Genomic DNA, 12,865 nt, shown 5'->3' with positions numbered 1-12,865 from the left:
GCAGCTCAATCCATTGATTTGCTTGAGGGAAGCGTTGGGGCGAGCAGCCATGCAACAGCTAACTCAGACATAGCCCAGAATAAAGCCCCCGGCTTTGCCGGGGGCTACTTACTGGACGCCTGAAAGAGCCGTAGACACCGCTAAAGTCTGGGCGCCGGATTAATAATCAAGTACCGCATCGATTCTTTGGGAAACTTATGTCGATAACTCAGGATCGGTACAAATCCCATATGTCTTGGCCTGACTATTTCCACCAGTGTTCAATTTGTACGCCAAAGTTCGCACCATTTCGATCGGAGCCGAAGGGGCCGGTGGCAGACAGCGCAGAATCGGGATCCATTGCGGTGGCTGCGCGCTGTGCCGCCTCGTTCCAGGCCGCGTGCTTGGATTGAGACTTACTTCCGCTGGCTCAAGGCGGCGGCCGTCCTGCGTCAGATGAAGCTACGAGAGCGTGTCGAAGCACTGTTCCTGCTGGCCATGGCCACGAGTGATCTGGTGTGTCTGCCGAAGCTGCTGGCTGCAGGCACAAAGATATGAGCCGGCTTATGGGGAAGGTGCGCCCAGAACGAGTCAAATTGTGTGCTTTGCCCTGTTGAGCAAGGCCTATTATGACCGCGACCATGGCTGCCAACGGAGCGGTGGTCGCGGTCATAGTGGCAAATTTCAGCAGGCTGCTACAGCTTTCATGAAGAGGCTTCCTACTTATATTGCTTCGCTGATTTCCGAGCGCTTCGAAATATCGAGGCTTGGCATCGCCTTGTACTCAAGTCCAGGCTGCTCAACATGGATGAAATAAGTCAGTACTATTCCTACGACATAAAGCAAGGCGTAGATCCAGACGATGCCTTCTACACCTATCGTGGAGATGCCCAGGGTGGCGATAGCTGGTCCCATAAAGCTGGAGAGTCCGGCAGCCAGGTTATGTGCGGAGATGGCAGCCCCTTTATGCTCTGGGGCCATAGCCGGAAAAATCGCCCCCATGGGGACAAAGGCGGAGACAAAAATGCCTAGAGCAATCGCTCCCACTAAGGCTGCAAAAAAGCTACCGTTGTATGTAAGTGGCAAATAGTAAAAAGCCAATGTAGCGAGCGCACACCCGCCACAGCCGAACCAGCGCATCTGGAAGACCCAGCCGATCCGGTCGCCAATCAGCCCCCACATCACATTGGTGAAAATGGTGACGATGAATAGGGCGCCCCAGATGCGTAGCCATTGTTCCATCGTGAAGCCCGCCTCGGGGGAGGTAAAGAACAGCGGCATAATCACGGGAAAACCGAACAGTGTTAGATTACAAATAATCCGCACAATCGCAGTAATGAGAATACTGCGACTTTCAAACAAAATAGTGGCGCCACGGCTCAACTCGTGGAGACGTTCGGCAAGAGTCGTATTAGCGCAGGTATCTGCCACCTGCCAGTCTCTTACTAGGAATACGACCATGGCGCCCGCCGCCGCAACCCAGGCGACTGCCATCCATAGAGTGCCCATGAAACCAATATAGGGAATGCTGAAACTGGGTAGATAAGTTCCTAGAAAGCCGATACCGATGGAGTACATCGTCCAGTACCAACCCATGGCCGAGGCCTGACGCTCGCGCGGGGCCACTTGTGCCACCCAGACCAAGAAGGAATAGATAAACAGTGGATAGGCCAAGCCGCGTATTCCATAGAACACCACCATCAAAGGATAGTTCTTCATCTCTAATCCGAAACACAGAAAGAGAACATGGAATACGATCCAGGTAATCACGCCGATTCGCATGATTCGGCGAGGCCTAAAGACTTCGGCCAATACGCCAGAACTCCAACTGGATAGGGCTGCCAGTAATCCATAGACGGTAAAGAGAAACGATGCTTGTGTAGCCGAGAAACCAAGGTCGACAATATATCGGGAGAGAAAAGCCAGCTCAATGCCATCTCCTGTCATGAACACAGCAATGGCGATATAGCCCCAGATCAGGGATAAAGGCATGCCAAATAGCAATCCTCGTGACTCTACATGCTGAACCATAACGGTTTTCCTTTGTTGTATTTGTAATTTAATGGCTGAATAAATAATTGCTGCCAGTTTGCCGGCTGGCTATTTTAAATAGTCAATCTATAGTCAAATTAAGGTTGCCAATTTCCTTTCGTTCGCACCAACTTCCTCCGCCATCGTCAACTCAAGCGTGGCGCGCACGCCGAGTGTCTGCAGACGCTCGAGCTGCAGGCGGAAGATCGCCACGAATGTCGCAGAAGCCGGAATCTTGTGCCCGAACACATCTTCGAGCCCCAGGAAACTCTCGACCAGGCGCTCTTTGAGGCCTGCGGCTTTCTGTAGCGAGGCGGCACGCGGATCGAGAATTGGGTAAGTTGCTCCTCGCTCGTCGAGGCCGCGCAGGTAGTGGCACCAGGCGGCCAGAATCAGCGCCGTGCGCCGCATATCAACGCCAGCTTCAATCTGGCCCAGCAGGCTCGGCAGTACGAACTTCGGGAGCTTGGATGAGCCGTCGGAGCAAAGCCGGCTGATCTGGTCACAGATTGCCGTGTTGGAAAAACGCTCGATCAGCGTGTCCTTGTAGTTCTCCAGATCGATGCCGGGTACCTCGGCCAGCAGCGGCGTGACATCCCGGTCCATGTAGGCGCGGACAAACGCCAGCAGCTGCGCATCCTGCATCGCCTCGTGCGCATAGCGGTGGCCGAGCAAGGCACCGAGGTAGGCCATCGCCATATGGCTGCCGTTGAGGAGACGAATCTTCATCTCCTCATAGGGCGTGACATCGTCGGTGAACTGCACGCCAACTTCTTCCCAGCAGGGGCGGCCGTTGCAGAACTTGTCCTCCACCACCCACTGCAGGAAAGGCTCGGCCACCACCGGCCAGGCATCCTCGATGCCGGTTTCCTCAAGCAATTGGGAGCGATGCGCATCGCTGGTCATCGGCGTGATCCGATCGACCATGGCATTGGGAAAGCTGACGTTGCTGGCAATCCAGTCATGGAGCCCGAGATCACGCAGTTTGGCGAAACTCAACAGGGCATTGCGAGCCACGCGGCCGTTATGTGGCAGGTTATCGCAAGACATCACGGTGAACGGCTTGACGCCGGCTGCCCGACGGCGGGCCAGAGCCTCGGTCAGAAAACCGAATACCGTCCGGGGCTGCTGTGGATTGGCCAGGTCATGGCGAATCTGCGGCAGATCGGCATTGAACTGGCCGCTACTGTCGTCGGTGCAATAGCCACCTTCGGTGATGGTCAACGATACGATCCGGGTTTGTGGGTCAGCCAGCTTGCGAATCAGCGCTTCGGAGCCGTCCTCGGCGAGGAGGAAATCGCCGAGGACGCCGACCACCTGGATCTGCGTGTTGTCGCTGTCACCCAGCTCATAGAGGGTATAGAGATAGTCCTGGGAGGCCAGGGCCTCCTGCATGGCTCGATCTTCCGAGCGCAGCCCCACCCCACAAATGCCCCACTCGCGGGCCTTACCCCGGTTGAGCAGCATCTCGGCATAGATCGCCTGATGGGCACGATGAAAGCCACCGACACCGATATGCACGATTCCCTGCCTGACCTGCTTGCGGTCGTATAGAGGGCGCTGAACACGCTCAGGAAGTTGAGACAGATTTTGGGTATTGAGTTTCACGTTTTTCTACCTCTAGACCGCTCGGATTTGTCGGGGACCAACAAGGCTCTGTCTTTCGTCAGGCAACAAGGATCCCGGGGCGCGTGAAGACGCGCATTAAAAAGAGTTCGAAGTAAAAGGCGATGCTGGAGAAATCAGGCCGACCAGGCTGAGGGGCTTGGCTTGAGCAAAATGTGGCGGTGACAGCCAAACCCTCGGGCGCCTTGACGAAGTGCTTCAAGAAAGCCATTACCGGCCTGACAGAGCCGGCGACAAATCGCCTTATGGGATAGTGGTAAGGAATGAGCAGGCTGCACGGCCAGGCTTGATGGATAGCTCATGATTGCCAAGTCCTCTGCCGATCGCACGATCAGCTGTTTTTTATCTTTCTTGTCAATCTCCCTCACGAATGATGGACATTCGACGGGAGACTCAGGATGAAATGGATTACACCAGGTATTCACTACCAAGACAAACTCATAATATCCAAAAAACCTGTACTTTTTTGCACAAAAAAACAGACGCACCCAGCAAGACTAGCGCTACTTCAAAAAATAAAACCATAAAAATCAACAACTTAAATAAAATTTACCTGTTTCCGAAATCATAAAGTGTACAAGCTTTACTTCTTTATATATGTTTGCAGCATGTGCCACCTGACAAGACTCAAACCCAAGGTGATGAACAAGCGAGCCGCAACACGTCAGTCATCTCCCTCCTACGAGCTAATCCCTCCGAAGGAACACAGCTCGATTCTTTATCGAAAGCACGGTTTTCCCGACCCTCTGGTCCGCTGGCATTATCACAAGGAGTACGAGTTGCATCTGATCACCCACAGCTGCGGCAAGGTTTTCGTCGGGGATTACATTGGCAACTTCTATCCCGGTACTCTTTTCCTGATTGGCCCCAACCTTCCCCATAACTGGATCAGTCATACGGAAGAACAGGAAATCTATCCGGAGCGGGACCAGGTTGTCGTATTCATCGACGAAATGATTCAGGCAGCACGCAATGTCCTGCCAGAGCTCACCGAGCTGGATAGCTTATTACAACGGGCAAGCTTTGGCATCGAATTCCAGGACGCCGCGACCATCCGTGAAACACAGCGCTTGATGCAGAAAATAGCGACTTCCAGTGGACTGGAATCCCTGGCCCACTTTTTATCCGTCATGGGCCTTCTCGCCAAGGCAGATCAGTACCAACTACTTTCCAGTGAGCATTATCTGACCATCACGGGTGAAAAGAACCAACAGCGTGTAAATCAGGCGGTCAATTATATTTTCAATCATTACCACGAGAACATAAGCTTGGAGGAAGTTGCCGAGGAACTCGGCATGCAAGCCACCTACTTCTCAAAGTTCTTTCGCCAGGCGACCGGGCGACGCTTTGTAGAATTCGTCAACAGCCTGCGCATCACCCGCGCCTGCGATCTACTGGTTCACAGCGACCTACCGATTACAAATATCTGTTTCGAAGTGGGCTTTACCAATATATCTAATTTCAATCGCCACTTTATGGCATTCAAGGAAATGACTCCGTCCCACTATCGTAAGTTGGCGAGTATAGCTGGATAGTGTACTACCTCAAAAACAAACACCCATTTGAACTGCCCATAGAAGCTGTTATGGGGAATGCCTTGCTCATCAAGACAAATTAAGCTTAACGTCGTTGCTGCGTCCACAGGACGCCAGGTAACGGGTTGATACGCCCTCTTCCTCCAGCACCTGGCGCAACTGCTTGCCCAGAAAGTCGGTGGAAATGCCTGTCAGCAATGCGGCCTCTATGCCCAGCCGACTCAGTCCCACCGCCACGTTGAAAGGAGAACCACCCGCTATTGCCTTGAAGGTGATTTGTCTTGGCAAGTTACCATGCGCCGACTCGAAAAAATCGAATAATACCTCGCCGCAGACTAAAAACATGATGCATCCTCTTTGCAGGTGAGCCTTCGAACTTTTCTGGTCGTGCTAATGCTTCTTTATTTTTTAATAATGGAGTGCAGCACGAGTTGTTTACGGTAATCACTGGGTGTTGTATGCATTTCATGGCGAAAGTGACGATTGAAGTTCGACAGGTTGCTATAGCCCACCTCCAGGCAGATATCTGCAATCGACTGCTGACTTTGCAGTAGCAGGCGACACGCCCGCTGGATCCGCAACTTGCGGATCAGCTCGACGAAGGTATGCCCGGTCGTACGTTTGAAAAAGCGCGAAAAGGCCGGCTCACTCATCTGCAGACGTTGCGCGATGGTCGACATGCGGATTTCTCCGGCCAGATTTCCCAGGATGTAATCAAAGATCCGATTCATCCGCTCGCTCGTCAGGTTATCCAGCATTGGCGCATATTGCGGGCTAGCCAGTATGCGACTCTCGTCGGCTCCAGCCTGGGCCAGTGTTTCCAGGAGCGACAGAAACAGCACCAGGCGTTTCAGGCCGACCGTCTGCCCAATGGCCTCCAGCAAGCGGGCGACAGTGCAGGCCGTCTCGCCACTGAATTCGATGCCTTGCCGAGCCCGACTGAACAGGGATTGCAACTCGCCCAGCTCAGGCAGTGTTTCACGCAGACGCAGCAGGGCTTCCCCGTCGAATTGCAGAACCACATCGCGTCCCTGGATCCTTTGCTCCGGTGCCAGGTCACTGATCCAGTCATGGGGGAGCCCGGGGCCCATCAGCGCCACATGGCCAGGACCGAAGTGGCCGATATAGTCCCCGGCAAGCAGCTTGCCATTGCCTTGACGGATCAGATGGATCTCGAATTCAGGGTGATGATTCCAGCGTGCCAGTGGATACGGGTAATCGTGTTCGTACCACCGGAAGCTGTGCTGTGGCTCGTTGAAGATCACCTCGAGATCCGAAGTCCTCTCGCCGAGTTGTCTGCCTTTCATCACCCTGCGGCTTCCGTTCTAACCTGTCATGTCAAGGTAGCTATTGCGCTCAGGCATCGCCAAAGGTGATTTGCACCTTCACATCGCCCGGTTGGGCGCTGGCGGCCCGCTCGAAAGCCTCGACGCCCTGTTCGAAGGGAAAGGTCGCCGAGATCAGCGGTTCCAAATCGACCTTGCCGCTGGCGATCAGGTTCACGGCCCGCTCGTAGACATTGGCATAGCGGAACACGGTCTCGATCCTGATCTCCTTGGCCTGGGCCGCCACCACATCGAAGGGCACGGGCTCGACCGGCATACCCACCAGTACCAGCGCCCCGCCAGGACAGACGGCCGCCAGCGCATCGCCATAGGCCCGGGCACTGCCGCTGGCCTCGAACACCACGTCCGCGCCCCAGCCGCCGGTGGCCTCGGCCACCTTGTCCTGCAGGGAGTGTTCCCGCACGTTGACGGCGGTAATGCCTTCATAGCGCTGGGCAATGGCCAGCTTCTCCACCATCAGGTCGGAAACCAGCACCCGGCTCGCGCCGCCGGCCAGGGCGGCCAGGGCGGTCATCAGGCCGATCGTGCCGGCACCGATGACCACGGCGACATCGCCGGGTTTGATACGGGCCTTGACCGCTGCCTGCATGCCGATGGCGAAAGGTTCCACCAGTGCCCCTTCGGCAAAGCTGACGTGATCGGGCAGCTTGTAGGCGAAGGCCGCCGGATGGATGACCTCGGGGGTCAGGCAGCCATGCACCGGCGGAGTCGCCCAGAACACCACCGCCGGATCGACGTTATAGAGCCCCAGACGCGAGGCTTTGGACTTGGGATCGGGAATGCCGGGCTCCATGCAGACGCGGTCGCCCTTGGTCAGGTGCGTCACATTGCTGCCGACTTCGATGACCGTACCGGCTGCCTCGTGCCCCAGCACCATCGGTTGATCGACAATGAAAGGGCCGATGCGGCCATGGGTGTAGTAATGAACGTCGCTGCCGCACACGCCTACGGTATGGATGCGGATGCGCACATCGTCCGGACCCAGGATCAGGGGCAGATCGATATCGCGAATCTTCAAGTCGTGTTGCTTTTCCAAGACCAGAGCTTTCATGGGGGTTCTTCCTATTTATAGTGCTTCGCTGGTTTTCGACTGATGCGAGAAGGGAGCGGCAAGCTTGGCTTTATGTTCAAAGCCCGGTTGATCGACGTGGATGAAATAGGTCAGCACTACTCCAAGCAGGTAAAGCAAGGCGTAGATCCAGACGATGCCCTCCACGCCCACCGTGGAGATGCCCAAGGTGGCGATAGCCGGTCCCATGAAGCTGGAGAGTCCGGCCGCCAGGTTATGCGCAGAGAGGGCCGCGCCCTTGTGTTCCGGGGCCATGGTGGGAAAGATCGCGCCCATGGGTACGAAGGCGGATACCCCGATGCCCAGGGCAATCGCTGCCAATATGGCTACAGGGAAACTGGCGCCATAAGTGAGCGGCACGTAATAGAAGGCCAGGGTGGCGAGCGCGCATCCGGCACAACCGAACCAGCGCATCTGGAAGACCCAGCCGATCCGGTCGCCGATCAATCCCCACATCACATTGGTAAAAATGGTGACGATGAACAGGGCGCCCCAGATGCGCAGCCATTGTTCCATCGTGAAGCCCACCTCCGGGGAGGTGAAAAACAGCGGCATGATCACGGGAAAGCCGAAAAGCGGCAGATTGCAGATAATCCGTACAAGGGCCGCGATAAGAATACTGCGATGGTCGAACAGGATAGTGACGCCACGGCTCAACTCGCGAAGACGCCCGGCAAGACTCGTATTGGCACCGCTATCTGCCCTCTGCCAATCTTTCACTAGAAGCATGACCATGGCGCCCGCTACTGCCACCCAGGCGACTGCCATCCATAGGGTGCCCATGAAGCCGATGTGCGGGATGGTGAAGCTGGGCAGATAAGTTCCCAAAAAGCCGATACCGATGGAGTACATCGTCCAGTACCAGCCCATCGCCGAGGCCTGACGCTCTCTCGGAGCAACGTGCGAGACCCAGACGACGAAGGCATAGATGAACAAGGGATAGGCCAGGCCGCGGATCCCATAGAACAACACCATCAAGGCGTAGTTCTTTTCACCCAGACCGAAGAACAGGAAAAGCACATGGAATACGATCCAGGCGACCACGCCGATGCGCATGATTCGGCGCGGTCCGAAAATGTCGGCCAGTACGCCGGAACTCCAACTGGACAGGGCTGCCAGTAATCCATAGACGGTAAAGAGAAAGGAGGCCTGGGTGGGCGAGAAACCGAGGTCGACGACATAGCGCGACAGGAAGGCTAGCTCAATGCCATCTCCCGTCATGAACACGGCAATGGCGATATAACCCCAGATGAGGGACAAGGGCATACCGAATAGCAGCCCTCGTGATTCTTCACGCTGAACCATGATATTTTCCTTTGTTGTATTTGTAGTTAATACGCCACCGCACACATAGACTGTCGCCAGTTTGGTGGCTGGCCTTTCAAGGGTAACTATGGCGAGATCGGATTGGCTAGCGCGTCCATTGCAGACGACTAATACTTTTTTGCAAGTTCGGCGTAGGCACCGGGAGGCCAGGTCATTGGGCAGTTCATCTACGGCAGGCAGCCTCGGTCGAAAACCGATCTCGAATCAATGAGAGCATAGGCGTGGACCTGCTATTTCTCGGCACCTCTTCCGGTCCCCCACCAAGTCCCGCAACATCACCAGGTGGCGCTGCTGGTAAACCGGCACCTAAACTGATGCCCCCTGCAAGGCATTCCTCAAGGGCAAAAACATGGATTTGCAGAAAGGTGCCGGCCTGAACTTCCGCGAAGCTGCCATTTTTGAACAATTAAGCAAGGAGGCAGGCAGGAAATGGCGTGACTTTTTCAGATTTTCTACGCAATTTTTTGCTTTAAGCTGTTATTTAAAATCAATTGCTGAATGCCGAAAAAGCTGATGCATAGCAATACTTTCCCAATACTCAACAATGAATGAACGGAATCGTGCTTACTCAAAAATCATCGAACCCATATAATTATCCCCAGAGAGACAAGAAGAAAATATTCTAGATCTTCAAACAGGTACCGCTGGGAAAACTCAGTGAAGGGACCGGCTTGCCTGATGAAACAGGGGAATGACCATGAAACGTTTAGCTGCTTTGATGATGGCTGCGGCCTCCTTTATGGCTATGAGCAACATAGCTAATGCCGCCGAAAAGGAACCTGATCCCTTGACTGCTGATATCCAACTTGTTACTCCTCATCAGTCAGCCAACGATGAAAAGACTGTCGATAGTCATGACTACCAATACGGTGATAAACCGGACGTTCACAAGGTCATTTCCGTAAAAAGCAACCCAATGGCTTGTGGTGTAACTCCAGCAGTCATGACCTACGAGGACTCGCATGGTGAGATACACATTATGCGTTACCAGATCATGGGCAGCGGCTGCCAGAACGGCTAAGGCTATTCTGAAATAGCCCCGACGTTTGCTCCTGCCCTACTTGGCAGGACAAAAATGAATACTCACATGTCCGTCGCGGGCTATTTCATGCCTCCGGATTCGATTTTCTGCCCCGAAGAGCGCTTGGCAGGATGCTTTTCCCAGATTACAGGCAAACCTCTCCTGCACTCCTCAGCAGTCGATCAAAGCAGAGCTTGGTATTGGTAATCAGGTAGAGCGAGCGGCCCGTGCCGGAGTCGGGGGCAAGGCTGGGGAAGTCGCTGTGAGCGGTGACTTTCTGATAGCCGGCCTTGATCGCATGTCCGGCCAAGCTGTACGTGAACAGGGCGCTCCACAGCTTGTTGTCCAGCCCTGTGCGCCGGCGAGGACAGGCTGCCCTGGCGATCTCGAGCCGGATTCAGCCGAGGCTTCGCACGAATGCCCCGGCGTCACAATAAATAAGATAGCGCTACCTATTTCCACCAGTACTCCACCTGCAGGCCGAAGTTGCCACCGTGGCGGTTGGAGCCGAAGGCGCCGGTGTCGGACAGCGTGGTGTCGGGATCGGCCGCGCGCTGCGCCGCCTTGTTCCAGCTGGCGTAGGTGTAGTAGAGACGCAGCTCCGGACGCGCCCAGAAGCCCATCCCGCCCGGCGACCAGGTCGGGGCGACGGTGAACTTGGTCAGCTTGCGGGTGCCGCCGGACGTCATGACCTGGTCGTGCCCCACCTCGCCGCTCAGCTTGAACTGCTCGGTAAAGGCATAGACCGGCCGTATGCCGGTGGACATCCAGCGCAGCTCGGGACCGTCGGGGTTGATATTCTTCTCGTAGACGAACTGGAACTGGCCGCCGAAACGCTCGGTCGTCTGCCAGTCGAAATACTCGACGACACGCCAGGTCTTGTTGTTCCTGTTCAGGGTCGTGTCCCCCGTGTAGCCAAGCCCCGTGCCCGGCCCCTCGCCGTATTGCAGGGCGAAGGTGTTGAACTTCCCGCCGAGAAAGCCCGCCTGCTTGTGCTGCACGCTCACCGCCCAGCCGCTGTGGGCATCTTCGCTGTCCGGCTTCTGCAGGTAGCTCAGGCCCACTTGCACCTCGCCGCCGGGATTGGTCTTGAAGCCGTTGACGTTGAAGTCGTGGCGGTTGACGTAAGGCTCCTGGTCGTAGTTGTCCTTGCGCGAGAAGACGTAGCTGTAGCGCAGGTCGCCGATCGGCACTTCGTCGAAACCGAAACCGGTGGCGCTCTGGTTCCAGTAGTAGTAGTCGGTCATGTGGATGTCGTTCCGCTTGTAGTAGCGGCGCCCGACCCAGAAGTTGCCGCCGTTGAGCACCCCGGCATTCTTCCACTCGACGAACATCTGCTGGATCCGCGAGGAGCCACCGCCATGCTCGTTGGAGTCCTTGAACTTCGGCATATGCCCAATCGGATTATAAAAGCCGCCCATCACCATGCCGCTGATCGTTGAACCATCGTCAAGAGCGACGGCGTGGTCCCAGGCAAGTTCGCTCCACAGCTCGCACTCGTTGCCGAGCCGGTATTTCGAGCGCGCGCCGGGCAACTTGAAGCAGGATTGCGTACTGCCGTTGGTATTGCCCCCGACCCCGAGGCGGTAATAGCCGCTGAAATTGAGCGCGTGGGATGTCAGGGGAAATGCGAGACAAACGCACAGTGGATACAGCGCCTTTTTCATCAATTTTTTCTTCATATGCGCTCCGATTCTTATTGTTTTCTACTAAGTGAAGGTCCGTACGCATGAGCGCCCGGCCGGGGAGCGGGCAATGGCTCATAGCTTCCTGCGGTGGATGGTCGGACTTCTTCAGCGGATGCCCGAAATCCTCAAGGGAGGTCGTCGAAATAGCTCGGGGACAAGGGGGCAGCCCAGGTTCGGAATGCTTCCCACAAACCTCCGGGGAACCGGCAGCGAGGAGACGGCAATGTGAAGGGTGATCATTGGTTGCTCTTCATTGTTGTTGATTACCTATGAAGATCGACGCCAAAAAAGATAGCGCTATCCATGCAGCCATCATTGCACCGACAGGTTTCAGACCGGGGATTGCCCGGGCTGCCCGGAAGATCCGGTCTTCAGGAGTCGGGGCTGAGCAAGGCGCGTCGGGCCTGCCCGAAGGAAATCGCCCACGCGAAATCGCCCGGCCGGGAACCGGCAGTCGGAAGGCGCATGAACAGGGGATGGCGGATGAATGCAGGGTATGGAGATGGGCAGTGAAGCATGTCGGTAGACCTTCTTATATTTATTCGAAGCCATGAGGGAAGCCCCTCAGACTGAAACAACGCTGTGAATCGGATAGTAGCTGAAACGATTCACCAAATACATAATAAAACAACTTCAGCTCAGCGCATAGATGCGCCCGCCATTGAAACATCGTTTTCCTCGCCCACCCCGGCCACGGAGCAAACCTCCATGATGATGAGGGCACGGACGAGCCGCCGGACAGCAAGGAAAGCGCTGTCCGGCGCCACACCTCAGAACATCAGAAGATGTAGTCGGTGGTCAGGAAGCTCGACTCGCGGTTACGGATGATCTCGCTGATCAGCTGCTTGTTGTCGTCCTGGAACTTGGTCGCCACCAGGGTGCGGATCGAGAACACCCGCAGCGCGTCGTACACCGACAGGGTCCCTTCCGCCGAGTTCTTCCGGCCGTTGAACGGGAAGCTGTCCGGGCCGCGCTGGCACTGGGCGTTGATGTTGATCCGCCCGACCTGGTTGGCGAAGGCATCGACCAGTTGGCCGACCTGCTTCGGATCGTTGCCGAAGATCGACAGCTGCTGGCCGAAGTCCGACTCGCGCACGTAGTCGATCACCGTCTGCAGGTCGCGGTAGGGCACCACCGGCACCAGCGGGCCGAACTGCTCTTCCTGGTAGACGCGCATCTCGGCGCTCACCGGGTAGAGCACCGCCGGGTAGAAGAAGGTCTCGCGCACCTCGCCGCCGCCTGGG

11 protein-coding genes and 3 pseudogenes are annotated in these 12,865 nt (G+C 56.0%); 4 read left to right on the top strand and 10 right to left on the bottom strand.

Going from position 1 to position 12,865, the window contains the following annotated elements:
• Window positions 1-244 precede the first annotated feature (244 nt).
• Window positions 245-382, bottom strand: a pseudogene (locus tag BMY22_RS24025) (carbohydrate porin); the annotation flags it as partial.
• Between BMY22_RS24025 and BMY22_RS20860 the strand changes: the two are divergent.
• A pseudogene (locus BMY22_RS20860) lies at window positions 379-537 on the top strand (IS5/IS1182 family transposase); the annotation flags it as partial. The pseudogenes BMY22_RS24025 and BMY22_RS20860 overlap by 4 nt on opposite strands.
• Window positions 538-702: 165 nt before the next feature.
• On the opposite strand, the gene BMY22_RS20855 reads toward BMY22_RS20860, so the two are convergent.
• On the bottom strand, window positions 703-2,010 hold the full coding sequence (locus tag BMY22_RS20855; protein WP_090625155.1) for an MFS transporter: 1,308 nt from the start codon (window positions 2,008-2,010) through the stop codon (window positions 703-705).
• Between the two features lie 93 nt (window positions 2,011-2,103).
• Entirely contained in the window at window positions 2,104-3,618 is a 1,515-nt protein-coding gene (locus BMY22_RS20850; RefSeq protein ID WP_090625153.1) for a mannitol dehydrogenase family protein, read from the bottom strand.
• A gap of 659 nt (window positions 3,619-4,277) precedes the next feature.
• Between BMY22_RS20850 and BMY22_RS20845 the strand changes: the two genes are divergently transcribed.
• Complete coding sequence (locus BMY22_RS20845) at window positions 4,278-5,171, top strand: AraC family transcriptional regulator (RefSeq protein WP_090625159.1); 894 nt, start codon at window positions 4,278-4,280, stop codon at window positions 5,169-5,171.
• A gap of 69 nt (window positions 5,172-5,240) precedes the next feature.
• Here BMY22_RS20845 and BMY22_RS20840 read toward each other — a convergent pair whose 3' ends face one another.
• From BMY22_RS20840 to BMY22_RS20825, 4 genes are read right to left on the bottom strand one after another with little or no spacing between them, the layout of a single operon-like run.
• Window positions 5,241-5,516, bottom strand: coding sequence for a PfkB family carbohydrate kinase (locus BMY22_RS20840; protein ID WP_425265985.1), 276 nt, complete (start codon window positions 5,514-5,516; stop codon window positions 5,241-5,243).
• A gap of 56 nt (window positions 5,517-5,572) precedes the next feature.
• The gene (locus tag BMY22_RS20835; RefSeq protein WP_090625151.1) at window positions 5,573-6,478 is read right to left on the bottom strand and encodes a helix-turn-helix domain-containing protein; all 906 of its coding nucleotides are present in this window, start codon (window positions 6,476-6,478) and stop codon (window positions 5,573-5,575) included.
• 49 nt (window positions 6,479-6,527) lie between these two features.
• Window positions 6,528-7,568 (bottom strand): NAD(P)-dependent alcohol dehydrogenase, encoded by a 1,041-nt coding sequence (locus tag BMY22_RS20830; RefSeq protein ID WP_090625150.1) that lies wholly within the window; start codon window positions 7,566-7,568, stop codon window positions 6,528-6,530.
• A 15-nt stretch (window positions 7,569-7,583) separates the two neighbouring features.
• Complete coding sequence (locus BMY22_RS20825; RefSeq protein ID WP_090625148.1) at window positions 7,584-8,891, bottom strand: MFS transporter; 1,308 nt, start codon at window positions 8,889-8,891, stop codon at window positions 7,584-7,586.
• Between the two features lie 370 nt (window positions 8,892-9,261).
• On the opposite strand from BMY22_RS20825, the gene BMY22_RS24490 reads away from it, so the two are divergent.
• Both BMY22_RS24490 and BMY22_RS20820 read left to right on the top strand, forming a co-directional pair.
• Window positions 9,262-9,426 carry a hypothetical protein gene (locus tag BMY22_RS24490; protein ID WP_167363781.1) on the top strand — a complete coding sequence of 55 codons (165 nt, stop codon included), beginning with the start codon at window positions 9,262-9,264 and terminating at the stop codon, window positions 9,424-9,426.
• A 177-nt stretch (window positions 9,427-9,603) separates the two neighbouring features.
• On the top strand, window positions 9,604-9,933 hold the full coding sequence (locus tag BMY22_RS20820; RefSeq protein WP_244158949.1) for a DUF2790 domain-containing protein: 330 nt from the start codon (window positions 9,604-9,606) through the stop codon (window positions 9,931-9,933).
• A 190-nt stretch (window positions 9,934-10,123) separates the two neighbouring features.
• On the opposite strand, the pseudogene BMY22_RS24020 reads toward BMY22_RS20820, so the two are convergent.
• From BMY22_RS24020 to BMY22_RS20810, 3 genes and pseudogenes are all read right to left on the bottom strand, one after another.
• A pseudogene (locus BMY22_RS24020) lies at window positions 10,124-10,282 on the bottom strand (OprD family outer membrane porin); the annotation flags it as partial.
• A 103-nt stretch (window positions 10,283-10,385) separates the two neighbouring features.
• The gene (locus BMY22_RS20815) at window positions 10,386-11,615 is read right to left on the bottom strand and encodes a maltoporin (RefSeq protein WP_090625147.1); all 1,230 of its coding nucleotides are present in this window, start codon (window positions 11,613-11,615) and stop codon (window positions 10,386-10,388) included.
• Between the two features lie 784 nt (window positions 11,616-12,399).
• Window positions 12,400-12,865 (bottom strand): aldehyde dehydrogenase family protein (locus tag BMY22_RS20810; RefSeq protein ID WP_143068577.1); only part of this gene is annotated, 466 nt, incomplete at its 5' end.

It is taken from the genome of Azotobacter beijerinckii, assembly GCF_900110885.1.
GTDB lineage: Bacteria > Pseudomonadota > Gammaproteobacteria > Pseudomonadales > Pseudomonadaceae > Azotobacter > Azotobacter beijerinckii.
Note: the sequence above shows the minus strand (reverse complement) of the source record. Positions and strands in the feature narration are given on the sequence as shown.